We start from the raw sequence: 22,916 nt of genomic DNA on the forward strand, positions 1-22,916 counted from the left end.
TCGGCATGCCCACGGTGAAGGAAGAGCCTCCCGTCCTGGCCCCGCGGCGAAAGACCCGCAATTTCATGGTCGGCGATGTGGGGGTCGGAAGCGACCACCAGATATCGGTGCAGTCGATGACCACCACGAAGACCCACGACATCAACGCCACCCTTCAGCAGATCGCGGAACTGACTGCCTCAGGGTGTGACATTGTGCGCGTGGCGTGCCCCACCGACAAAGACGCTCAGGCGCTGCCAATCATTGCGATGAAGTCGCAGATCCCAGTGATCGCCGATATTCACTTTCAACCAAAGTACGTCTACGCGGCGATTGAGGCTGGTTGTGGTGCGGTCCGCGTCAACCCTGGAAATATCCGGAAGTTTGACGATCAGGTCGGCGAGATCGCGAAGATGGCCAAAGACCACGGTGTGAGTCTGCGTATTGGAGTCAATGCCGGGTCGCTGGACAAGCGACTGATGGACAAGTACGGCAAGGCCACCCCGGAGGCGCTCGTGGAGTCCGCGGTCTGGGAGGCCGGTCTCTTTGAGGAGCACGATTTCCACGACTTCAAGATTTCGGTCAAGCACAGTGACCCGGTGATCATGGTGCAGGCCTACCAGATGCTCGCTGAGCGCGGCGATTGGCCCCTGCACCTGGGCGTCACCGAAGCCGGCCCGGCCTTCCAGGGGACCATCAAGTCCGCCACCGCATTCGGCGCGCTGCTGTCGCAGGGCATCGGCGACACCATTCGGGTCTCCCTCTCCGCGCCACCGGCCGAAGAGGTGAAGGTCGGCAACCAGCTGCTGGAGTCGCTGAACCTGAGGCCGCGCAAGCTGGAAATTGTCTCCTGTCCCTCCTGCGGGCGAGCTCAGGTGGACGTCTACAAGCTCGCCGACGACGTCACCGCCGGTTTGGAAGGCATGGAGCACCCGTTGCGAGTGGCCGTGATGGGTTGCGTGGTCAACGGACCCGGGGAAGCCCGCGACGCTGACCTCGGCGTGGCATCAGGCAACGGCAAGGGCCAGATCTTCGTCAAGGGAGAGGTCATCAAGACCGTCCCCGAGGATCAGATCGTGGAGACCCTGATCGAGGAGGCTAACCGGCTCGCTGAACAGATGGAGCTCAGCTCTGAGGGAGAGGACGCCTCTTCCGGTGCCCCTGTGGTCTCCGTCAGCTAGTCCCGACGGCAAAGTTACTCGCGCTACCGGTGGGAGAGTCCGCGTCCTCACCGGCGAAGACACGTGTGCTCTGCACAAGCTGCTGGAGGCTGACCCGGTGGGGAACACTTCCGTCGCGGCAGCCCTGCAGCAGCGTGGAACCGCCGGACTCAGCAAAGGCCGTCAGAGCGCACTGCTGTTGGGGATAGACGCCGCAGAACCCGGTGATGGCCCCGCCCCGGAACTGGTCTCCGCCTGCTGGTTGGGTTCGAACATTATTCCTGTCGGTGCCAATGCCACCACTGCGCAACATTTTGGGCGTGCAGCCAGAGCGCTTCGTCGCAGAGTCTCTTCCATTTATGGGCGATCCGAGGCTGTCCTGTCGCTCTTCGAAGCCACCGGGTGGTCCAATCACAGAGAAGTGCGCGCCGAGCAGCCATTGATGGTGATGTACCAGGAACCGGAAATGAGACCGTTGCCTGGGGTGCGGCGGTCCCGCCCAGAGGAGTTCGACGCCGTCGAACAAGCTTGTGCGGCCATGTTCACCGAAGAGCTTGGTTTCTCCCCCTATGATCATGGCGCCAGCCAGTACCGCGAACGGATTCGTGGGCTCATTCAAGCGGGCCATTCGTTGATTGCTGTGGACCCAGAAACCCGGCAGATCACCTTCAAGGCAGAGTTCGGATCCGTCACTGACCAGGCTGTTCAGGTCCAGGGGGTGTGGGTCAATCCCAAGTGGCGGGGGCGCGGGCTTGCCGCCCCGGGCATGGCTGCAGTCGTCAACTACGGGCTCAGCCTGGCTCCCCGCGTCAGCCTTTACGTCAACGCGTACAACATTCCCGCCATCCGCGCCTACGAGCGGGTCGGGTTCCAGCACGCCGGCACCTACGCGACCGTCCTCTTCTGAGCAGCTGTGCACGATCCGGCGAGTGCTTCGGCCGGCCAGCACGGAGGCCCGACATACTGAGGGGTGATGAAACCATTCTTTGCCGCGCCGGGTCTTGCCATGCTGCTGCTGGCACTTCCTACGCTCGTTGGCTGTGAGGCGGACCTGGAGACTGATGACTCCCCGCTGGGGGGAGGGTCTCTGGACAGTTCCGTTGCCGAAGCCCAGGCCGAGGCACCCGAACCAATAGGACAGCAGCTGACGCACCAAGAGATGCGGGAGGTGCTGGAGGAAACCCTGGCCCCGGCCACCCTCACCGACACCGACGACTGGTGGCCCAATCTGCGCGATCTCAACCGAGAGCTGCAGCGGCTGGAGGTCCACCCCACGGACTGCAAACCCTATGTCACGGCATCAGCGCTGCCCGTACCCCCGGGCGCGCTCGGCGCACTGGCCGAGACCGACGACTCCCGGACAGTGATCTACACCTTCACTGATGCCGACTCCGCCCAGGAGTACGTGGACTCCGAGCGCCTGGGTGTGGAGCGCTGCGCGGAGCACACCGTCGTTCGAGATCTTGGGGAGGAGGAGCTGAAGGCGGAGACTGCCGTGACCGAGTTGCGAGTGCGCACCGGGGCTGAGGACGGGCTCGCCGTCGGCAGGGAGATGGAGGCCCCGGAGACTGCGCAGCGTGACCTCACGGTGTTGTTGCGCCAGGGAGCGCACACCGTGCTCGCTTCCGATCCGGAGGATCCCGAGGCCGAGCAGGAGGATGCCCTGACCGATTTGGAGGCCCGCGCCGCTGAGGTGCTTTCCGCGCTTGCGGGTGAAGAGATTGTGGCTCCGGAACCCGAACCTGAGGACGACGCTGACTCCGATGAGGAACAAGACACCGACGACGCTGACGATTCTGAGGAGGCGGACAGCGAGAACGCCGACGATTCTGCCGATGACGACTCGGATTGAGGATGCCTGAGGCTCTACCCCCTCACATCCGTCTGACATCGCATTATCGCGCGGTGACGTGCCGATAAGGCGGGGTGGGAACGGCGAGCAGGGAGCCAGCAGCGTACGTTCGCCGGGCATCCGTATGTACGTTTCTCAAGCGGCGCGCGGAACCCCGTAGTCATCGAGGAGACGCCGTAGCGTCTCCGGTGAGCGCAGATCAGCCCAATCCCAACGCACCACGCGGTACCCCTGCTGTTCGATGCGACGTTCCCGCGTCTTCTCCCATACAACAACCTCAGCCGGCTCCGCGTCCTGCAGCGCCTTCGCGCGGGTGTACTTCATGTGGCCGTCGAACTCTCCGACAATCCTCGCCTCCGGCCAGCAGAAGTCCGTCCGGTAGTGCCGCCCCCCGGAGGCGGTGATGCTGTGCTGTAGGATCGGTTTGCGGAATCCCAATTGGGCGATGCGCACCCGGGACAGCGATTCCCCAGGTGATTCAGCGAGCGGATCTGCAAATGCAAGAGCGCTGTCCCACCGGGCCCTTGCACGTGCACTCGGCAGACATGCTAACCAGGGATCAAAGGCGCTGCGTTGCACTCTCCGGCCCGTGAACCGGCCAGCGAGCACCGCATCGAGGATTACGACTGCAGCAGCCGGGTCCGCCTGACACGCAGTGTCCACCACGCACAACTCCAACGGCTCGGCGTGGAGCCGAACCTCGCCGGGGTTGAAGTGTTCCAGCAGCGGTGGCGCCAGGCGCTGCAGTGCTCGCTGATACTCAGCCTCAGCGAGGGGGTTCAGCCCCTTTCGCACTTCTGCTCGTAGGGGGAGCGGGTACTGGATGCGCTTGGTGTCGACACCGTTAAACCGGCGCAACCAAGCCTCCCCGCTGGGCCTCTCGCCAAATGTGCCGTGCCAGGCTCTTGCCAACGCTGACCGCGACGCGGCGCCGGTGATCGCCGCAGCTGGGCGTCGTCCCGTCCGGCCGTTGTTCCCTGTGCGCAGATGAACAGCGTCCGGTGTTTGCAGAAGCGGGACGCCGTACAGGGCCAGGGCGGTCTCCCGGCAGAAGATCTCTGTCTCCCTACTCAGGCCCGCGGCGACTGCGGCGATGAGGTGCCGCTCCCATGGGGGACTGCGCAACCAGGCGGAGGCATCGATGTAGCAACCGCGCCGCACCCTGACCAGCTCGGCGCTGTTGACTCGGTTCCGCAGCCGATCAGCTGCATTGTCCAAACCAGTGACCCGCGCCTGCGCGATTCTGCTGCGCTGGGGCACATCATTCATTGTCGCCATAAATCAAGAATGGCGCATTTTGATCAATTTTGGTGCAGATTATTAATAACTGTGGACAAGAGCGCCGCATGGTCCACTCCTACCCCGCCTCGACGGGACGCCCCCGCGCTATGCGGCGGTGTGTGCCCGGCAAGGCAGGGTAAAACGCGAACGTGCGCTCGGAGGTGGGCGTGGAGGCGCGTGCCGAGGTGCGCGCGGAAAGGCAGCCGCAGGGACGCGCGTAGCTGCGCGGGCAACGCACCGGGAAGCGCCCTGCGCCTCACCTCAAGGTGGCAGCCCGTTCCACCAGGTGAGCGACAGCTCCCGTGAGGGTGACGTTCTCAGCCTGGCCGCTCCGACGGTCCTTGACCTCCACGTTCCCATCGGCGAGCCCACGGCCGACCACCACGATCGTCGGTACGCCCACCAGCTCGGCGTCGCCGAATTTCACGCCGGGGGAGGCCTTCGGCCGGTCGTCGTAGATCACTGACAGTCCTGCGGCCTCCAACTGCTGAGCCAACTCCTCCGCAGCCTCGAAGACCTCTGAGCCCTTGCCGGTTGCCACCAGGTGGATGTCGGCTGGAGCAACAGCTGCCGGCCAGATGATGCCCCGATCGTCATGGTTGGCCTCCACCAGTGCAGCCAGCGCGCGCGTCACCCCAAAACCGTAGGAGCCCATGGCAACGGTGGACTGCTTGCCGTTTTCATCCAGTACCTTCAGGCCCAGCACCTCGGAGAAGTACCGGCCCAGCATAAAGATATGCCCCAGCTCGATGCCGCGGCGCGTGCTCAACGGACCCGACCCGTCAGGTGCAGGGTCGCCGTCCTGCACCACTACCGATTCGATGGGGGCATCCCAGGTGAAGTCCCGCCCGGCAACTAGGCCGAACACGTGGTAATCCGACTGATTCGCGCCGGTGATCCACCGGGAGCCACTGACGATTCGCGGATCCGCGAGATAAGGGATTCCGGTGGCGGAGTCTTTCCCCAGATGTGCAGCGTCCAGACTCATCCCGGGCCCGATGTAACCGGCCACTAGGCCTGGATGGCGGGCGAAATCCTCAGACTCGGCCGCCTCGACTGAAATCTCCCCCTCGATCCCGAGGGTGCTGCCGATCGTCGCCTCGGCCCGTTTGAAGTCAACATCCCGGTCACCCGGCACCGCGATGATCGCCACGTGACGCTCGCCGTCGGGTGTGACCACTACAACCACCACATTCTTCAGAGTGTCGGCAGCTGTCCATGGCCGATCCTGCCGCGGGTGGTGAGCATTGGCAGCGTCCACCAAAGTCTGGATGGTATCCGTGCCGGGGGTGTGGTGAACCACGGCAGCAGGGGCGTCGTCGTACGCCTCGGGCTCCGGGGGCACGCTGGTGACTGCCTCCACATTGGCCCGGTATCCGCCCGGGGATTCTACGAACGTGTCTTCACCGATATCACAGGGGAAGAGGAACTCCTCCGAGGCCGAACCGCCCATAGTCCCGTTGTCCGCCGCGACCGGCACGGCGGGCAGGCCGAGCCGGTCAAAGATTCGCACATAGGCTGCACGGTGGGCCTCATATGCTGCGTGCTGATCCTCATCGGTCACGCAGAAGGAGTAGGAGTCCTTCATGACGAACTCCCGACCACGCAGCAGTCCCGCGCGGGGACGCGCCTCATCCCGGTACTTGGTCTGAATCTGATAGAGGTTCACCGGCAGGTCTTTGTACGAGCTGTACAGGTCCTTAACCAGCAGGGTGAACATCTCTTCATGGGTGGGCGCCAGCAGGTAGTTGGGTCGGCGCACTCGTGGCTCCACCTCTTCGGATTTCCGGTCCCCGAGCACAAAGATCCCGTCTCCGTAGGTCTTCCACCGACCGGAGATCTCATAGGGCTCTTTTGGCAGAAGTGCGGGGAAGTGCACCTCCTGGGCACCGATGGCATTCATCTCCTCGCGCACAATCTGCTCCAGCCGGCGCAGCACCGTCAGTCCCAGCGGCAGCCATGAGTAGATGCCTGGGGCGGCACGGCGGATGTACCCGGCACGCACCAGAAGACGGTGGCTGGCCACTTCGGCATCAACAGGATTGTCGCGCAGTGTGCGCAGGAAAAGGTGGGACAGGCGTGTGGTCATGTGAACGAGTCTAGTCGGGCACACCCGCCGTTGTTTGGCAGAATGGGACACATGGCAGTCCCACCACGCCCCTCCGCAGACCAACGATTCCCCGACGCCCGGGCTCAGCAGCTGGCAGCCCTGATCGAACCCACAGTCAATGCGCACGGCTTGTACGTGGAGCAGGTCGCAGTGGCCAGCAGCGGCCCGCGCACCGTGCTCCAGGTGTCCGTCGACTTCGAAGAGGGCACCGACACGGTAGATCTGGACACTGTTGCCGGAGTCTCCGAAGCGCTCTCGGTGGTGCTTGATCAGGCTGAGAAGAACGACGCCGCCGCACCCCTGGCCGCTCTGGACAACTACGATCTCGAGGTCACCACCCCCGGCGCCACGCGGCCTTTGACCGAGCCCCGCCACTTCCGCAGAAACATAGGCAGGCTGTTGGAGATCGACAGAACCGCCGACGAACGCTCTGGGGGCGATGCGGCGATGACTGCGCGGCTGAAAGAGGTGGATGAGGAGGGCGTTGTCGTGGCGGAGGTGATTCCCGCACCCAAGAAAGGCATGAAGCCGAAGATCGGCCCAGACACTCATCTCAGCTTCGGGTCCATCGCCCGGGCTCGTGTCCAGGTAGAGTTTTCACACAAAGACTGAAGAAGGTTGACCGGAGGCACAAGTGGATATCGATATGAGCGCTCTGCGCATGCTGGTGCAAGAGCGTGACATACCTCTCGAACGGCTGATGCCGGCAATTGAGCAGGCCCTGGTGCTCGCTTACCACAAGAGTCCCGGAGCGCTGCAGCAGGCCCGCGCTGAGATTGACCAGAAGACGGGGCATGTGACGATCCTGGCCAAGGAAACCGATGAGAACGGCCAGGTGATCGGCGAGTTCGACGACACCCCCAAGAACTTCGGACGAGTTGCGGCTTCGACTGCGCGCCAAGTCATCATGCAGCGTATACGCGACGCAGAGGACGAGGGCGTCATTGGCGAGTTCAAGTCCAAGGAGGGTGAGCTGGTCTCCGGCATCGTCCAGCAGGACCGCAACCCGCACACGGTGAAGGTGGACATCGGCGGAGTTGAAGCTGACCTGCCAGCCCAAGAACACGTCCCCGGCGAGTCTTACGTGCACGGGTCGCGCCTGCGTGCGTTTGTGGTCGACGTTCATCGGGGTTTCAGGGGTCCCCAGATTACGCTCTCGCGGTCCCACCCCGGATTGGTCAAGAAGCTGTTTTCCCACGAGGTGCCCGAAATTGCCGACGGGTCAGTCGACATCACCTCGATTGCGCGGGAGGCAGGCCACCGCACCAAGATCGCGGTGCGCGCCACCCAGTCAGGCATCAACGCCAAAGGTGCATGCATCGGGGCCATGGGTTCCCGCGTCCGCGCTGTGATGAGCGAGCTCAATGACGAGAAGATCGACATCATTGATCACAGCGACGATCCTGCACGCCTGATCGCCAACGCACTGTCGCCGGCAAAGGTGAGTTCAGTCACCATACTGGACGAGGCGGCTCGCTCCGCCCGTGTCGTGGTACCGGAGTATCAGCTGTCCCTCGCCATTGGAAAAGAGGGGCAGAACGCCCGGCTCGCGGCCAAACTCACCGGGTGGCGGATAGACATCGTCTCGGATGCGGCGGCCTGAGGCTCAGGCCGCAGGTTCTTGACCGCACTGATAGACTCTTATGGTCCCAATCAGGACGTGCGTCGGCTGCCGATCGCAAACTGAGCAGGACAGTGCAGTACGTTTCGTGCTCGACGGCGATCAGGTTGTCCTGGATGCCGAGCGGAAGCGGCCGGGCCGAGGGGCCTGGCTGCACCGCAGTCGACAATGTTTCGAGACCGCGCTTAAGCGGAGGTCCTTCAATCGGGCCTTCCGAAAGCCGGTCGATACGGCACAGCTAGCGTTCGAAGACTTCGAACGGTTGACCACAGCGAAGAAGGCGGGTTGGAAAGAGATGAACACCCGATGAGCACCGACGGATGAGCTCCCTATCATGAGCGCCATTCACGTTCGGAAATCAATCACGCTAAACGGCCTGATTCGATGAGCCGCTGACGTCAAGCCCCGCTTGACTGGCGGGGCATCGCGCGGGCCAGACAAGGAGAACAGTGGCCAAGGCCCGCGTACATGAGATCGCCAAAGACATTGGCGTCTCATCTAAAGAAGCATTAGCAAAGCTCCAGGAGATGGGCGAGTTCGTCAAGTCCCCATCCTCGACTGTTGAGCCCCCTGTTGCTAAGAAGTTGCGAGCAGCATTCCCAAAGACCGAAGAGCCTGCGGAGAAGCCTGCTGCCAAGCCGACACCGAAGAAGCCCGGCGCGCCCAGTGGCGCCAAACCTGGTGCTAAACCCGGCCCTGCGGTGAAGCCCGAGCCTGCCAAGCCGGAACCAGCCAAGGCTGAGCCGGCTGAGTCCAAGCCGGAACAGCCTGAAGCCGCGCCAGCACCTGAGAAGCCTGCTGCTGAGAAGCCTCAGGCTCCTGCACAGTCGTCTTCTGCACCCAAGCCTGGTGGACCCAAGCCTCCCGCCCCCGGTCCCAAGCCCAGCGGACCCAAGCCGCCAAGCGCCAAGCCGGGTGGCCCTAAGCCACGCAGCGGTGGAAATAATCCCTTTGGCTTAGCCTCAGAGCGCGAGAGCACCCGGCCCAGCGGACCCCGTCCGGGCGGCGGCCCTCGTCCCGGCGGTCCACGCCCAGGGAACAACCCGTTCGCTCCCCGCCAGGGTATGCGCGGCGGCGAACGAGGCGGACCACGTCCCGGCGCGCGTCCAGGAGCCCCACGCCCCGCTGGCGCAGAAGGAAGCCGCTCTGCCGGGGCGCCACCTCGGCCGGGAGCTCCTAAGCCGTCAATGATGCCGGGCCAATCGCCCGCTCCGAGCCGCGGCAACGCTCCAGGAGGCCCTCCAGGAGGAGGACCTCCGCGTGGACGAGGTGGCGGTCGTGGACGAGGCGGCGCAGCCGGCGCGTTCGGCCGCGGCGGATCCAAGTCCAAAGCCCGCAAGTCCAAGCGCGCAAAGCGTCAGGAGCTGGAGCAGAAGCACACCCGTGAAATTGGTGGAGTGCGTGTTCCCAAGGGTGACGGCAACACCGTGGTGAGGCTGCGCCGTGGCTCTTCCCTGGGGGACTTCGCGGAGAAGATCAACGCAGAGCCCGCAGCTCTGATTACGGTCATGATGAAGCTCGGCGAAATGGCCACCGCGAACCAGTCCCTGGATGAGGAGACCTTCCACCTGCTGGGCGAGGAGCTCGGCTACAAGGTAGAGATCGTCTCCCCGGAGGATGAGGATCGCGAACTTCTGGAGTCCTTCGACATCAATTTGGACGACGAAGCAGCCGGTGAGTCCGCAGAGGACCTCGAAGCCCGTGCCCCCGTCGTGACCGTGATGGGTCACGTCGATCACGGTAAGACTCGGCTGCTGGATGCCATCCGGTCGTCCAAGGTCACCGAAGGTGAGGCCGGAGGCATCACCCAGCACATCGGCGCCTACCAGGTCGACGTACCGCACGAGGGCCAACAGCGTGCCCTGACCTTCATCGACACCCCCGGACATGAGGCGTTCACCGCGATGCGTGCCCGTGGTGCGAAGGTCACCGACATTGCTGTGCTGGTGGTCGCTGCCGACGATGGCGTCATGCCGCAGACGGTGGAGGCTCTCAACCACGCCAAGGCAGCCAATGTCCCGGTGGTCGTGGCCGTTAACAAGATCGACAAAGAAGGTGCAGCGCCTGACAAGATTCGCGGTCAGCTCACTGAGTACGAGCTGATCCCAGAGGAGTACGGCGGCGATGTCATGTTCGTCGACGTATCGGCGATCCAGAACATCAACATCGACGAGCTTCTGGAAGCTGTCCTGCTGACTGCAGATGCGGCCTTGGAACTCACCGCGAATCCCAAGAAGGCTGCGCGCGGCGTCGCCATCGAGGCCAACCTGGACAAGGGTCGCGGTGCCGTGGCGACGGTTCTGGTGCAGTCCGGCACTCTGCGAGTAGGGGACAATATGGTCGCAGGGACCGGCTTCGGCCGCGTACGTGCGATGTTCGACGACACTGGCGAAGCTGTCGAGGAGGCCACGCCGTCCCGTCCGGTTCAGGTGCTCGGACTGTCCACCGTCCCGCGGGCCGGCGACAGCTTCCTGGTCACCAACGACGACCGTACCGCTCGGCAGATCGCTGAGAAGCGCGAAGCGGCCGAGCGCAACGCTCTGCTGGCCAAGCGCCGCAAACGCATCACTCTGGAAGACTTCGATCAGGCTGTGGCTGAAGGCAAGATCGACACCCTGAACCTGATTCTCAAGGGTGATGTCTCGGGTGCCGTCGAGGCCCTGGAAGATGCGCTGCTGAAGATCGACGTCGGAGCCGACGTGCAGCTTCGAGTGATCCACCGCGGTGTAGGCGCCATTACGCAGAATGATGTCAACCTCGCCACAGTGGACAATGCAGTCATCATCGGCTTCAATGTCCGCCCGGCGGAGCGTGTCACGAGCCTCGCCGACCGTGAAGGTGTAGATATGCGCTTCTACTCGGTTATCTACGCGGCAATCGATGACATCGAAGCGGCACTGAAGGGCATGCTCAAGCCGGAGTACGAGGAGGTCCAGCTCGGCAGCGCGGAAATCCGTGAAGTCTTCCGCTCCTCCAAGTTCGGCAGCATCGCAGGCTCGATCGTGCGCTCCGGAATCATCCGTAGGAACGCCAAGGCGCGCCTGGTTCGCGACGGCAACGTGGTCGGTGACAACCTCGCCATCGAGTCACTGCGTCGCTTCAAGGACGACGCCACGGAGGTTCGCGACGGGTTCGAATGTGGTATCGGACTCGGCAGCTTCAACGATCTCAAAGAGGGCGACATCATCGAAACCTGGGAGATGCGCGAGATCCCGCGCACCTAACACCAACCGTCGTCTGACTTTCGGCCGGTCGCAGGGTGACAACCCTCGTGGCCGGCCGAAAGACTCACGGCAGCAGAGCCAAGGAGGCATCTATGGCAGATCCAGCACGCGCGTCGCGTCTAGCGTCCCGCATCAAAGTGATTGTGGCTGAAGCCCTGCGTACCCGGGTTAAGGATGACCGGGCGGAGATGATCACCATCACCGACGCACGGGTCACCAACGACCTGCAGCACGCCACCCTCTACTACACCGTTATGGCTGAAGACGAAGAGACCAAGCAGGGGGCCGTGGAGCTGCTCTGGGCCAGCCGCGGCGTGCTGCGCCACGAAGTGGGTCGGCAGCTGAGCATCCGCCTTACACCCACCCTGGAGTTCACCGCCGATGAGATCCCCGAGTCTGCGGCACACTTGGAGGAACTGCTGCGCAAGGCGCGGGAGCAGGATGAACAGGTTCGGGCTCTTCGTGAGGGGGCCGAACCTGTCAACGAGTCCCCGTACCGTTCCGACGCCGATGCAGGTGAGGCCAACGCCCCGGGCGACCGGCCCACACCGGAAGATCGCTGAGGAGCGTCAGCGGGACTGTGGCCAAGAAGCAACGCCCTGAAGAGCTGGAGGTCGGCTCCGGCCTTGTCCTTGTTGACAAGCCGGCCGGCTGGACCAGTCACGACGTCGTCGGGCGTATCAGGAAACTTGCCGGCACGCGCAAGGTCGGTCATGCCGGAACGTTGGATCCGATGGCCACCGGAGTGCTGGTGGTCGGCATCAACCGTGCCACCCGCCTGCTGACCCATATTGTTGGTGTGAGCAAGACTTACACTGCCACCGTTCGGCTGGGGCAGAGCACCACGACTGACGACGCTGAGGGGGAGATTGTCGCCACGCGCTTCGCCAATGCGATCACCCATGAGCAGATCGAACAGGCGGTGGCCAAACTCACCGGCGACATCATGCAGGTCCCCAGCACGGTCAGCGCTATCAAGGTCGAGGGGCGGCGGGCCTACGACAAGGCCAGGGCCGGGGAGGACTTCGAGCTTGAGTCGCGCCAAGTGAGCGTTCATCATTTCACCCTCGGAGAGATCAGACGTGTGGAGGGCGGCAGGCTGGTGGATGCAGACATCGATGTCTCCGTGTCCTCGGGCACCTATGTGCGTGCCCTCGCCCGGGACCTGGGTGAACTCCTGGACACCGGCGGACACCTCACTGCTCTGCGCCGCACAGCGGTCGGGCCGTATCGAGTTGACCAGTGTCTGACCATGGACCAGCTGTCCGAAGACTTCGGGTACATTGGCCTGGCTGAGGCGGCCGCACAGCTTTTCCCCGCCCGCCGGGTGAGCGCCGAGGAAGCTGAGCACCTGCGCCACGGCCGACGTATCACCGCCAGTGCCTCACCCGAGCTCACCGCCGCATTCGCCCCCGACGGGGAGCTGGTGGCGCTGCTGCAGGATATCCCCGCCAAGTCGGGCGCTTCGTCGTCGCCGGATGCTGCCCAAGCCGCTGCAGCCAACACACAAGCCCTTCAGGCCAAGCCAGAGCTGGTCTTTGCGCTGTGACGGCGATGTTCATCCTGGGCACGGTGATCTGCGCCCTCTCCACACTGGTCTGCTGGACCATGACGGCCGTTCGTGCGCACCCTGCGGATTCCTCCATCATCAGTTTGGCTGCGATCGAACTGTATCTGATCGTCTACGGCATCTACGCCGGTGTGCGACAGGTGATGGGCGCTTCAACCGTCGGCGAGGCCTGGGAGTTCTGGGGGTACATCATCACTGCTCTGATGCTGCCGGTGGGAGTCTTCATTTGGGCGATGGTGGACAAGACGCGTTGGTCTAATCTGGTGATGAGCTTTGTAGGACTTGTGGTGTTTGTCATGGTGTACCGCATGGAGGAGATCTGGTGGGGAACCGCACTGTAGATTCGGGTGACGGCGCTGGAACGACGCCGTCGAAGACCCCCCGCAACCGGGGTGTGGGCACCCTGATCATCACTGCCTACGGCATCTTCGCCGTCAGCGCCTTCGCGCGGGCGTTTTACCAGATCACCCCCTTCCCGCAGGAAGGCAAAGTGCAGTTCGTCGATGCGCCCTTGGCGCTGACCCTCTCAGCATTCGCCGCCGTGGTGTACATGGTGGCCACCTTGGCTCTGGCCCGAACCTCGACTTCGGCCTGGAGAGTAGCGCTGGTGGCGGTGCTGATCGAGATGGTCGGTGTGATCGGGGTGGGCGCGTGGACCCTGGTGCAGCCTGAACTGTTCGATGTAGCAACAGTGTGGGGAGGCTTCGGCCGTGACTATGGGTTTATTCCACTGATCCTGCCGTTCGTGGGCCTTTTCTGGCTCTTCCGCCACCGGCCGTAGGATGGACGCCGTGCGTATCTACTATGGGCTCGATGACGTCCCTTCTGATCTGGGCCCGACCGTGCTCACCATCGGAAACTTCGACGGCGTGCACCGCGGGCACCAGCACGTAATGGCGCAGCTGACTGAGACTGCCCGCCGCCGTGGTGCGGCAGCGGTGGCACTGACCTTCGACCCTCACCCCGCCCTGGTCCACCGCCCGGAGTCGGCCCCCGAGCTGCTGACCGGTCTGGGAGAGAAGCTGGCGCGACTGCAGTCCAGCGGAGTCGACGCGACACTTGTGCTGAATTACACCACAGAGTTGGCCGGACACACTGCAGAGGACTTTGTACGGCGCTACTTTGTGGAGGCGCTGAGCCCAGTTGCTGTAGTCATTGGCCGTGATGTGCGTTTCGGGCGCAATAACCAGGGTGACTTCTCCACGATGGTGGAACTGGGCGAGGTCTTCGGATTCGACGTCATCGGCGTCGACGACTTCCCGGTAGACAGCCCCACTGAAGGTGAGTCTGCGGCGCGATGCTCCTCTACGGCAATACGGGAGGCACTCCAAGAGGGTGATGTCGCATCTGCTGCCGGGATGCTGGGACGTGCCCACGCCGTGGTGGGAGAAGTCGTGCATGGCGAGGCCCGCGGCCGTGAGCTCGGTTTTCCCACTGCCAACCTCTCTCAGGAGGCCGAGGGCATGGTCCCAGCCGACGGCGTCTATGCAGGGTGGGTGACCGACGCGCACCACCACCGGTGGCCAGCGGCGATCTCTGTAGGCTCTAACCCCACGTTCGACGGCCTCATTCGGGTGGTCGAGGCGCATGTGATGGACCGTCCGGAGGAGCAGGTTGAGGAGTTTGATCTTTATGGCCAGCATCTCCGGGTGGAGTTCGTGGACCGGTTGCGCGGCATGGTGGCCTATGAGGGCGTCGACAAGTTAGTTGAGCAGATGTACAAGGATGTGGAGGCGGCTCACCAGGTCCTCACGGCCTCCCGCGGAGCTGGTCCTGTGTCCGCTCTCCGTGGGAAATGAGGCCGCCGAACCGGCCCAAACGGCGCTCCGACGAGCAGCCGCAGATAGTCTCTGAGCAGCGACGACAGCAGTTAGCGGGGTCCTTCGCTGATCAGCAGTCCGCAGCGGAAGCGGCTGTGTACGACGCAGTCCGCCCCCAGTACCCGGACCAGGCCGTTGGGGAGACGCTCGCTCTGGCTCGCTCCCGACAGGTGGGCGGTGACTCCCACGAGCAGCCGCCCAGTGTGGTGGAGTTCGGCGCAGGCACAGGCATCTTCACCCGGCAGCTGCTGGCAGCGGGTGCCCACGTGCACGCAGTGGAGCCCAGCGCCCCTATGCTCGAGCTCCTCCTGGCAAGATCCCGCGGCGTGCTCGAGCGCGGCTCAACGTTACAGGGACACTGCGCATCATATGAGAGCACCGGCCTTCGGGACGGCTGCGCGGACATGGTGGTTGCAGCCCAGGCCTGGCACTGGTTCGATCCTGCCGCGGCTCAGGCGGAGGCGGTCCGGCTGCTGAAGCCCCGCGGGGTGTTGGCGCTGATCTGGAACTACTTGGACACCGCTGATCCCACCGTCCACCGGTTGACCCGGATCATGCGCGCCGGTGATGTCTACCGCCCCGGTTGGAAGCCCAGACTGGACTCCGCACTCTTCGACCAAGCGTGCCGCGTCGAATATCGGTGGTCGCGCACTCTGACTGTCACGGAAATCTTCCGCTACGCAACAACCTTGAGCTCATGGCTCTCTGCCGGGTCAGCCGAACGTGATAAGCGACGGTCCAATCTTGAAGACTTTTTGCTGCATGAGAGCGGTCTCGGGCCAGAGGACCCGGTTGTGCTGCCGCAGATCACCGTCCTGCATACGGCCCGTCGTAGGTGAGATTTCGGGGCTCAGTCGGAGTCACGGGTGCCGGCACCAGGCACCCAGGTTGTCCCCGCAAGTGGAATGCGAGACATCGCAGCCGCCTCCACAGTCAGCGAGACCAGGTCTTCAGGCTCAAGACTCAGAAGATGAGACTTGCCGCAGGCTCTGGCCAGAGTCTGCGCCTCCAGCGTCAGCACCCTCAAGTAGTTGGCCAGCCGTTGGCCGGCTTCTACTGGGTCCAGTCGAGCCGCCAGGCGTGGGTCCTGTGTGGTGATGCCCGCAGGGTCGCGGCCGTCCTGGAAGTCGTCGTAGTAGCCAGCCGCAGAGCCGAGTTCGTCATACTCCTTGGCGTATTTGGGGTCATTGTCGCCCAAGGCGATAAGTGCGGCTGTGCCAATGGAGACGGCATCGGCGCCCATCGCGAGGGCTTTGGCGACATCGGCTCCGTGACGAATCCCCCCGGAAGCGATCAGCTGCACCTTGCGGTGTAAGCCCAGCTCCTGCAGAGCCTGAACCGCCTCCGGCAGCGCGGCAAGGATGGGGATCCCGACGTGTTCGATGAAAACCTCCTGGGTGGCGGCCGTGCCGCCCTGCATTCCGTCCAGCACCACCACGTCGGCACCGGCGGCCACCGCCAGCTTGACGTCGTAGTAGGGCCGGGACGCTCCGATCTTCACAAAGATGGGCTTCTTCCAGTCAGTAATCTCGCGCAGTTCGTGGATCTTGATGGTCAGGTCGTCCGGCCCCGTCCAGTCAGGATGACGGCAGGCGCTTCGCTGGTCGATACCGGCCGGCAGGGTGCGCATGTCCGCAACGCGGTCGGAGAGCTTCTGCCCCAACAGCATCCCGCCACCTCCGGGTTTGGCCCCCTGGCCCAGAACGATCTCCAACGCGTCTGCGGCGCGAAGATGGTCCGGGTTCATCCCGTAGCGGCTGGGCAGCAGTTGGTAAACGAGCTTATCCGAGTGTCCGCGCTCTTCCTCTGTCATGCCCCCGTCACCTGTCGTGGTCGCGGTGCCCACCTCGGAAGCACCCCGGCCCAACGCCTCCTTGGCCTGGGCGGAGAGTGCCCCGAAGCTCATGCCCGCGATGGTGACAGGGACCTGCACGTGGATGGGCTCTGCGCCGTGGAAGTCCCCCAGCACCACATCGGAGTCGCACCGTTCTCGGTACCCCTCCAAGGGGTACCGAGACATCGAGGATCCGAGGAAAAGGAGGTCATCGAAGTGCGGGACGCGCCGCTTGGCCCCCCAACCTCTGATGTCATAGACACCGGTCGTCGCGGCGGCCTGTATGGCTGCGATGGCAGCGCGATCAAAAGTCGCGGACTCACGAAGGCCACGGTCTTCAGGGCTGCGCATCAGTAACTCCTGGCATGCTCGTGGGTGAAGTGGTACAACTTGCGGGCTGAGCCGTATCGGGAGAAGCCGTCTAGGTAGTCCTGCTTCTCCGCCTGTGGTGCCATGTCAGCTTGGGCCAGCAGGTCTCGGAGGGCCTTACGGTGAGCGGGACCCATGTCCTTTTTAATACAGTCCGCCCCGAGGGTCCCGACCGTGCCACGGACGTAGATATCGGCTTCGTATATCGAGTCTCCAAGGCCGTCACCAGCGTCTCCGCAGACCACTATTCGCCCGGCCTGCGCCATGAAGGCGCCCATGGCGCCCATATTTCCGCCGACGACGATGTCTCCACCCTTCAGCGAAATACCACACCGAGTGGAGACGTTGCCTTCGATGATCAGCAGGCCACCGTGCGAGCTCGCTCCGGCGGACTGTGAGGCATTGCCTCTGATACGCACCACCCCAGACATCATGTTCTCCGCCACGCCCGGCCCGGCGGAACCTTCCACGGTGATCAGTCCTTCCTGGTTCATTCCGGCGCAGTAATAGCCGACGTCACCATCGATCTGCACCTCAAGGGGAGCGTTGACCCCAGCCGCCACGGCATGGGCTCCTCTCGGGTGTCTGACCACGTACCGCTGAGCGTTCGGAGCGTGGAGCTCGGCGTTGAGTTCCCGCACGCTCTGCACTGCGAGGTCAATCTCAGCGGTCCCCTGTTTCAGCGTTTCCATGCGTATACCCGTCCTGGTAGTGGCTCGAACACGTGAGCTTCATCGATGCCCGGCAGCATTGCCAGTGCCTGGAATTCCGAGGCCATGGCCACCCACCGGGGATGCTCAGCGATAATCGCGGGCTTGCAGGCGAATTCGTCCCGCACGACGGCGAACCCATGCTCCGTGGTCACAAGCAATGTGTAGAAACCGTCGAACTTGTCCCCCAGGGCAGTCAGAGCGGTGGCAAGGTCGTCTCCCTCCGCAAGGCGCGAGGCGACAAATCGAGCTCCGACCTCGGTGTCGTTCAGGGAGTCGAAGGAGATTCCGCCACGCTGAAGCTCACGCCGGATCGTCGCATAGTTGGAGAATGATCCATTGTGGACCAGACTCACTCCGACACCCACAGAGAACGGGTGGCACCCTTCGGCGTTGATCGCAGACTCGGTGGCCATCCGGGTGTGGGCGATGCCTTGCCATCCTTGGGCATCCTGAAGTCGGTACGTCCCCGCCAAATCATTGGGATTGCCGATGCCCTTATAGACCACCATGTCTTCACCTATCCCCACCACCCGGCTCTCAGGTGCCACGGTGATGACAGCGGAAGCAAGCATTTCAGGAGACGTTTCTGCGGTCAGAACCGTGGTCTCACCGACCAACTCGACTCGCACCTTCTCCACGCCGGGAAGTTCGCTGGCGACGGCGACTGCCAGGTCTTCGGGCGCGTTGAGCAGAGAGACGGCTGCCTGTCCTTCCGGACACCGAGACCTGTCGCCGTAGATGGCGACGCCGGCTGAGTCCGGCCCACGGACGACGATGCCCTGCAGCATCTGGACCATGAGCGGGCCGAGGCGTGGGTAAAGCTCCGGATCCCTGAGGTGAAGACCGATGATCCCGCACATGAAACGAGCCTCCTTTTCTGCTGTAGTGGGTGGTCACAGGACCATGTGGGTGTTCATGCGGGATCGGTGGCTCGCATTGTGTCGGTGGGAAAAGATTCCGAATCGTCGAGCATCACTGCCGGAGGTTTGAACAACCGAAGGATGAAACCGGTGACCAGTCCGGTAGCCAGAGCGATGATGAAGGTGCCGACCACCGCGCCCAGCTGGCTCCACCCGGCACCGATGATGATGATCGGGGCCAGACCACCGACGATGCCAGGGATGCCATGCAGGTTCTGGACCCCCATGGTGTCCAAAACCCCGGTCTTCCGACACAGCCAGTCGTTGATGTAGATGAAGGAGAGAGTCGAGGCGATGCCTCCCACCAGCCCTATCAGCCACGCCTGCCAAGGATTGGCGATGTCCACTGTGGCTCCAATAGCTACCCCTCCGGCGAGGATGGCGTAGGTGAAGATCAGCGGATCGATTGTGCGTTTCAGGACATAGAGCAGAACGTAAGTGACCAGAGTGGCGGCCATGAGCGCCAGATAAGTGTTGATCATCCCGGGGATGATCTCTTCTGGCGGGAGCAGGGCGGTCACGAATGAGGGCCAAAGCACAAACAACAGCATGCTGGCGAGCCAGACGAACGACACGCTGTGCACACTTGTTTTCATGGGCTGATCGTTGACCCTCCTGTTCCGTAGTGCCAGGATGACTCCCCATCCCCAGTAGGCCGCGAACATGTGAACGAGAATGGACCCTCCGGAGTCAAAGACGCCTTCGAGGAACTCGAAGAGGAACCACTCGTTGACCATGTAGGCAGGGACGAACAGCGCGCCGGCCAGGATGTAGTGGATCGTGGAGATGTGGCCCAGAAAGACTCCGATGGCAATGACAAGCGTGATGGAGGCGAAGAGTGCCAGGATGATGGCCTCGATGTTCAGCTCTTGGCCGAGGAGTTGAGTGTGGCCGATCAGATATAGCGGCCAGCTGACCGAGAGAACGAGGAGGGTGGCCAGAGCTACGCCCCATTCGTAGCGCCTGATGAACAGCATCAGGAACGCGACGAGCATGAGCATGAACAGGACGTCCTGTCCGCGGTGGTACTGGAACAGGTGGGTGGTCTGTTCGTTGACCTCTGCTGCGTGAGCGGCCGCAGGCTGCACCACCAACGCGAGGCAGACTAGCAGTGTGGTGAGAATGGAACGTTTGAACATATCGGCCGTCCTAGGTCCAGGGGCGCTGGTGTTCGCGCCCGTCGCTCAGGGGAACTGCAGGTAACGCCGGACCTCCTGGTCGGTGACCATGTCCGCGATCTCGTGATATTCGTCCATCTTCATGCGTGCGTAATAGTCCACGAAATCCTCCGTCCTGTCCGTCGGCTCTCCATAGGTGCCGTCCACCGGGACCTTCCCGAAAGCTCGGCGCAGGACTTCATCCTTCCGAAGGTGGTGCACTGATTCCATGAGATTGTGCGGGAGCATTTGGATTCCGCGCTCCTCGAGCACCTGCGGTGGAACGTCGTAGAGGTTGCTGGTGTTGGGCTCGCCGGGGTCGAGTTCTCTTTCAATTCCGTCCAAACCGGCAGCTAATGCTGCGGTGAACCCCAGATACGGGCTGCCGGAGAAGTCCGGGGTGCGATCCTCGATCGCGCCGACCCTGGCCACGCGCAGCATCTGAGTCCGGTTGTTGCCTCCGTAGGTGACTGCGACCGGTACCCAGGTCCGCACGGATTCGGTGCCAGCCTTCATTCGCTTGTAGGAGTTCACGGTGGGGTTGACCATAGCCATGTATCCAGGGGCATGTTCCAGGATACCGGCGGCGAACTGGTAGCCCAGGGTCGAGAGTCCGAGTCCGCGCGGGTCGTCGGGGTCCTCGAAGAGGTTGATGTCACGTTCGGCGTCCCACAGGCTCATCGTGTAATGGAACCCGTTGCCGGTGTTGTCGGTGAAGGGTTTGGGCATAAAAGTGGCGATGACGCCGTATTCCTGTGCCACCGTCTCGGTCATATACCGAAAGAACACCGAACGGTCCGCGGTCTCCATGGCGTCGGAGAAGGTGACGTTGCATTCGAATTGGCCGTTGGCATCTTCGTGATCGACCGCGTAGTTCTCCCAGCCCAGTTGTGTCACGTACTGCGAGAGGCGGGTGACGAAATCGTACTGACGGGTCAGCCCCTTGACGTCGTAACAGGGCTTGGGCCAGTTGTCGAGGCGGTCAGCCACCATGAGTCTGCCGTTCTCATCGAAATCGACGAGGGTGAACTCAGCCTCAAATCCAATCTTAAAGACATAACCCAGGTCTCTGGCCCGTTCGGTCTGCTTGCGAAGGATCGTGCGAGGGCAGTATGGCCATTCCTCTCCATCGACTCGCGCATCTCCGATCACGTGGGCGAGCCCCCTCTTCCACGGGACCACACGCAGCGTTCGCGGATCAGGAATGACCTCGATGTCTGGGCTGTGCGGACCCTGGCCGATCTCACCGGCGGCGTAGCCGGCGAATCCTGCGCCGTTTGAAAATAGGTTGTCCAGTTGGGAAGAGGGAACTAACTTCGCACTGGATTTTCCTCGAACTTCAGTAAATGAAGCAAAAATGAAATCAACATCGTTTTCATCGAGAACTTTTTTAACAGCGTCTTTAGATTCCGGGGCATTTGTCACGATGCGGCCTTTCTTCTAATCGCAGTGACGGGAGGATCGGAAGCCGAGCAAAGGACCAATTCTCTGCGTCTCGGTGGACTTTCTCCGTTCTGCCAGCTTGACATCACCGCCAGTAATGTGTCAATAGCCCGGCACTCCACGGTCTGCCGCCTCTCTCGCGGCTGAGTTGCGCCTGGATGGACCGTAAATCGGCCATGTGTGGCATCCGCTTCAACGAGTTCCGATGGGACCATAGTCCCTTGACAGCAGCGTGGGTGCGTGATTCTATTTCGTTACCATTAACACTTAGTTCCTGTAGACCAGGCGGACTATGACTTTATGAGCTGTCTGCGACGATACTTATTCGTGTAAATTTTTGTATTCTATGGACATGCAACTATCTCAATTTAAATCGATCAGTATCCTGGACAACCAGACTCGCATTTCTGAGGTGCCCTGAAATTCTTGCATCGAATGCATATTCGAACAATGAAACCAGAGAGTGTAAGGCATGAAGAAGAGGCCCGTGGTGAAGAAAGGTCAGACTGGTGACTCTGGGGCATGGAGGGCTTCCCCGGGACGGTCTCGTGGGACCCCGCGACCCCGCTATTCCGCACTGCGCCTGGTCTCCAAGGGTTTCACTCAGGGGGACTGGGCGAAGGTCTGGCGCCAACATGACGTGGAACCCCGCTATGACGTTGTCATCATCGGTGGGGGCCTGCACGGTCTCGCCACGGCTTATTACCTAGCGGCCTACCACGGTGTTCGAAAAATCGCGGTCCTGGATAAGGGCTACCTTGGCGGGGGCGGCTCAGGTCGTAACACAGCCATCGTTAGGTCTAACTACCTGACTCCCGAGGGGGTCAGGTTCTATGACCGCTCGCTGAAACTGTACGAGAACCTGGCTGGTGAGCTGAACTTCAACGTGATGTTCTCCCAGCGCGGGCACCTGACCCTGGCCCACAATGATGGCGGGCTGAGAACCATGCGATGGCGGGCTGAGGTGAACAAGACCCAAGGTGTCGACTCCGAGGTGATCGACCCTGATGAGATCAAGAAGCTCGTACCCAGCATGGACACCTCCGACCGGACGCGCTATCCGATACTGGGGGCGCTCTACCATCCTCCGGGCGGGATCATCCGCCACGACGCCGTCGTCTGGGGATATGCCAGGGCCGCAGCCGGTCTCGGGGTGCACTTGCATCAGGACACAGAAGTTACCGGCATCGATGTCCACCACGGCCGTGTCACCGGTGTTCGGACCACGCGCGGTAATATCTCCACCGCTACGGTCGTGAACTGCACCGCTGGCTGGTCGACCTTGATCTCAGAGATGGCCGGAGTTGAGATGCCGGTGACCACCTCACCCCTCCAGGCCGCCGTGACAGAACCGGTGAAGCCGTTCTTGGACACTGTCGTGGTATCCGGAAGCCTGCATGTGTACGTCAGCCAGACCGATCGCGGGGAGCTGGTGTTCGGGGCCAGCGTCGATCCGTTCACCTCTTACTCCGTACGAGGTTCGCTCGAGTTCGTCGAAGGGCTGGCCTCCAATGTGCTCAAACTGATGCCCGGACTGTCGAAGATGCGGTTGCTGCGCCAATGGTCCGGACTCTGTGACATGACCCCGGATTATTCACCCATTATTGGACCGACCCCAGTAGGGGGCTTCTTCGTGGACGTCGGCTGGGGTACCTACGGTTTCAAAGCCGGTCCGGTGGCAGGGGAGGCCATGGCCGAGTGCATCGTGAGTGATCGTTCCCCTGAGATCATTGCGGATTTCGGACTGGATCGATTTCGCTCCGGTCGTCTCGTCGGTGAGAAGGGTGCTGCTGCGGTGGGCCACTGACCCATTCGCGGCGGCAACTGTCCCCGTCAACAACTACTTTTAGGAGGTCCTTCCCG

21 protein-coding genes are annotated in these 22,916 nt (G+C 62.6%); 14 read left to right on the plus strand and 7 right to left on the minus strand.

From position 1 onward, the window contains the following. Positions 1–5 precede the first annotated feature (5 nt). The 3 genes from ispG to D3250_RS07300 all read left to right on the plus strand — a co-directional run bounded on the left by ispG (position 6) and on the right by D3250_RS07300 (position 2,991). Complete coding sequence (gene ispG / locus D3250_RS07290) at positions 6–1,160, plus strand: flavodoxin-dependent (E)-4-hydroxy-3-methylbut-2-enyl-diphosphate synthase (protein WP_438830140.1); 1,155 nt, start codon at positions 6–8, stop codon at positions 1,158–1,160. Then, positions 1,135–2,046: a GNAT family N-acetyltransferase gene (locus D3250_RS07295; protein WP_119902696.1), complete on the plus strand. Its 912-nt coding sequence runs from the start codon at positions 1,135–1,137 to the stop codon at positions 2,044–2,046. The genes ispG and D3250_RS07295 overlap by 26 nt, the downstream gene beginning before the upstream one ends. Before the next feature lie 66 nt (positions 2,047–2,112). Next, complete coding sequence (locus D3250_RS07300; RefSeq protein WP_119902697.1) at positions 2,113–2,991, plus strand: hypothetical protein; 879 nt, start codon at positions 2,113–2,115, stop codon at positions 2,989–2,991. 135 nt (positions 2,992–3,126) lie between these two features. Here the strand turns inward: D3250_RS07300 and D3250_RS07305 are convergent, their stop codons facing one another. Beyond that, the gene (locus D3250_RS07305; protein WP_147383503.1) at positions 3,127–4,269 is read right to left on the minus strand and encodes a PDDEXK family nuclease; all 1,143 of its coding nucleotides are present in this window, start codon (positions 4,267–4,269) and stop codon (positions 3,127–3,129) included. A 259-nt stretch (positions 4,270–4,528) separates the two neighbouring features. Next, a complete protein-coding gene (locus tag D3250_RS07310) occupies positions 4,529–6,361 on the minus strand; it encodes a proline--tRNA ligase (protein ID WP_119902699.1) in 1,833 nt (610 codons plus the stop codon). 51 nt (positions 6,362–6,412) lie between these two features. Between D3250_RS07310 and rimP the strand changes: the two genes are divergently transcribed. The 10 genes from rimP to D3250_RS07360 all read left to right on the plus strand — a co-directional run bounded on the left by rimP (position 6,413) and on the right by D3250_RS07360 (position 15,456). After that, complete coding sequence (gene rimP, locus D3250_RS07315; RefSeq protein WP_119902700.1) at positions 6,413–6,994, plus strand: ribosome maturation factor RimP; 582 nt, start codon at positions 6,413–6,415, stop codon at positions 6,992–6,994. 22 nt (positions 6,995–7,016) lie between these two features. Beyond that, a complete protein-coding gene (gene nusA, locus D3250_RS07320) occupies positions 7,017–7,985 on the plus strand; it encodes a transcription termination factor NusA (protein WP_119902701.1) in 969 nt (322 codons plus the stop codon). A 40-nt stretch (positions 7,986–8,025) separates the two neighbouring features. After that, positions 8,026–8,313: a YlxR family protein gene (locus D3250_RS07325; protein ID WP_119902702.1), complete on the plus strand. Its 288-nt coding sequence runs from the start codon at positions 8,026–8,028 to the stop codon at positions 8,311–8,313. A 139-nt stretch (positions 8,314–8,452) separates the two neighbouring features. Continuing rightward, positions 8,453–11,227 (plus strand): translation initiation factor IF-2, encoded by a 2,775-nt coding sequence (gene infB, locus D3250_RS07330; RefSeq protein WP_119902703.1) that lies wholly within the window; start codon positions 8,453–8,455, stop codon positions 11,225–11,227. 92 nt (positions 11,228–11,319) lie between these two features. Beyond that, entirely contained in the window at positions 11,320–11,790 is a 471-nt protein-coding gene (gene rbfA / locus D3250_RS07335; protein WP_119902704.1) for a 30S ribosome-binding factor RbfA, read from the plus strand. Between the two features lie 17 nt (positions 11,791–11,807). Further along, the gene (truB, locus tag D3250_RS07340) at positions 11,808–12,776 is read left to right on the plus strand and encodes a tRNA pseudouridine(55) synthase TruB (RefSeq protein WP_119902705.1); all 969 of its coding nucleotides are present in this window, start codon (positions 11,808–11,810) and stop codon (positions 12,774–12,776) included. Between the two features lie 5 nt (positions 12,777–12,781). Continuing rightward, positions 12,782–13,138 (plus strand): hypothetical protein, encoded by a 357-nt coding sequence (locus D3250_RS07345; protein WP_119902706.1) that lies wholly within the window; start codon positions 12,782–12,784, stop codon positions 13,136–13,138. Next, positions 13,120–13,578, plus strand: coding sequence for a hypothetical protein (locus D3250_RS07350; protein WP_192892573.1), 459 nt, complete (start codon positions 13,120–13,122; stop codon positions 13,576–13,578). Before D3250_RS07345 ends, D3250_RS07350 begins: the two co-directional genes overlap by 19 nt. A 10-nt stretch (positions 13,579–13,588) precedes the next feature. After that, complete coding sequence (locus tag D3250_RS07355; protein ID WP_225973206.1) at positions 13,589–14,596, plus strand: bifunctional riboflavin kinase/FAD synthetase; 1,008 nt, start codon at positions 13,589–13,591, stop codon at positions 14,594–14,596. Continuing rightward, complete coding sequence (locus tag D3250_RS07360) at positions 14,593–15,456, plus strand: class I SAM-dependent methyltransferase (RefSeq protein WP_119902708.1); 864 nt, start codon at positions 14,593–14,595, stop codon at positions 15,454–15,456. The genes D3250_RS07355 and D3250_RS07360 overlap by 4 nt, the downstream gene beginning before the upstream one ends. Positions 15,457–15,467: 11 nt before the next feature. On the opposite strand, the gene D3250_RS07365 is transcribed toward D3250_RS07360, so the two are convergent. The 5 genes from D3250_RS07365 to glnT are packed head-to-tail and all read right to left on the minus strand — an operon-like array spanning position 15,468 to position 21,035. Continuing rightward, positions 15,468–16,802 (minus strand): FMN-binding glutamate synthase family protein, encoded by a 1,335-nt coding sequence (locus tag D3250_RS07365; RefSeq protein WP_192892574.1) that lies wholly within the window; start codon positions 16,800–16,802, stop codon positions 15,468–15,470. Then, complete coding sequence (locus D3250_RS07370) at positions 16,802–17,512, minus strand: glutamate synthase (RefSeq protein ID WP_119902710.1); 711 nt, start codon at positions 17,510–17,512, stop codon at positions 16,802–16,804. Before D3250_RS07370 ends, D3250_RS07365 begins: the two co-directional genes overlap by 1 nt. Further along, positions 17,500–18,393 (minus strand): class II glutamine amidotransferase domain-containing protein, encoded by an 894-nt coding sequence (locus D3250_RS07375; protein ID WP_119902711.1) that lies wholly within the window; start codon positions 18,391–18,393, stop codon positions 17,500–17,502. Before D3250_RS07375 ends, D3250_RS07370 begins: the two co-directional genes overlap by 13 nt. A 53-nt stretch (positions 18,394–18,446) precedes the next feature. Next, complete coding sequence (locus tag D3250_RS07380) at positions 18,447–19,592, minus strand: ammonium transporter family protein (protein WP_119902712.1); 1,146 nt, start codon at positions 19,590–19,592, stop codon at positions 18,447–18,449. Between the two features lie 45 nt (positions 19,593–19,637). Beyond that, complete coding sequence (glnT, locus tag D3250_RS07385; protein ID WP_119902713.1) at positions 19,638–21,035, minus strand: type III glutamate--ammonia ligase; 1,398 nt, start codon at positions 21,033–21,035, stop codon at positions 19,638–19,640. A gap of 490 nt (positions 21,036–21,525) precedes the next feature. Between glnT and D3250_RS07390 the strand changes: the two genes are divergently transcribed. Then, the gene (locus D3250_RS07390; protein WP_119902714.1) at positions 21,526–22,860 is read left to right on the plus strand and encodes an FAD-dependent oxidoreductase; all 1,335 of its coding nucleotides are present in this window, start codon (positions 21,526–21,528) and stop codon (positions 22,858–22,860) included. The last annotated feature ends 56 nt before the right edge of the window (positions 22,861–22,916 follow it).

The organism is Nesterenkonia natronophila, from assembly GCF_003595215.1.
GTDB lineage: Bacteria > Actinomycetota > Actinomycetes > Actinomycetales > Micrococcaceae > Nesterenkonia > Nesterenkonia natronophila.

Coding starts and splice junctions, on each gene's coding strand:
- ispG (WP_438830140.1), top strand. CDS start 6: ATGCCCACGGTGAAGGAAGAGCCTCCCGTCCTGGCCCCGCGGCGAAAG.
- D3250_RS07300 (WP_119902697.1), top strand. CDS start 2,113: ATGAAACCATTCTTTGCCGCGCCGGGTCTTGCCATGCTGCTGCTGGCA.
- D3250_RS07305 (WP_147383503.1), bottom strand. CDS start 4,269: ATGGCGACAATGAATGATGTGCCCCAGCGCAGCAGAATCGCGCAGGCG.
- D3250_RS07310 (WP_119902699.1), bottom strand. CDS start 6,361: ATGACCACACGCCTGTCCCACCTTTTCCTGCGCACACTGCGCGACAAT.
- rimP (WP_119902700.1), top strand. CDS start 6,413: ATGGCAGTCCCACCACGCCCCTCCGCAGACCAACGATTCCCCGACGCC.
- D3250_RS07325 (WP_119902702.1), top strand. CDS start 8,026: ATGGTCCCAATCAGGACGTGCGTCGGCTGCCGATCGCAAACTGAGCAG.
- rbfA (WP_119902704.1), top strand. CDS start 11,320: ATGGCAGATCCAGCACGCGCGTCGCGTCTAGCGTCCCGCATCAAAGTG.
- D3250_RS07345 (WP_119902706.1), top strand. CDS start 12,782: ATGTTCATCCTGGGCACGGTGATCTGCGCCCTCTCCACACTGGTCTGC.
- D3250_RS07360 (WP_119902708.1), top strand. CDS start 14,593: ATGAGGCCGCCGAACCGGCCCAAACGGCGCTCCGACGAGCAGCCGCAG.
- D3250_RS07365 (WP_192892574.1), bottom strand. CDS start 16,802: ATGCGCAGCCCTGAAGACCGTGGCCTTCGTGAGTCCGCGACTTTTGAT.
- D3250_RS07370 (WP_119902710.1), bottom strand. CDS start 17,512: ATGGAAACGCTGAAACAGGGGACCGCTGAGATTGACCTCGCAGTGCAG.
- D3250_RS07375 (WP_119902711.1), bottom strand. CDS start 18,393: ATGTGCGGGATCATCGGTCTTCACCTCAGGGATCCGGAGCTTTACCCA.
- D3250_RS07380 (WP_119902712.1), bottom strand. CDS start 19,592: ATGTTCAAACGTTCCATTCTCACCACACTGCTAGTCTGCCTCGCGTTG.
- D3250_RS07390 (WP_119902714.1), top strand. CDS start 21,526: ATGAAGAAGAGGCCCGTGGTGAAGAAAGGTCAGACTGGTGACTCTGGG.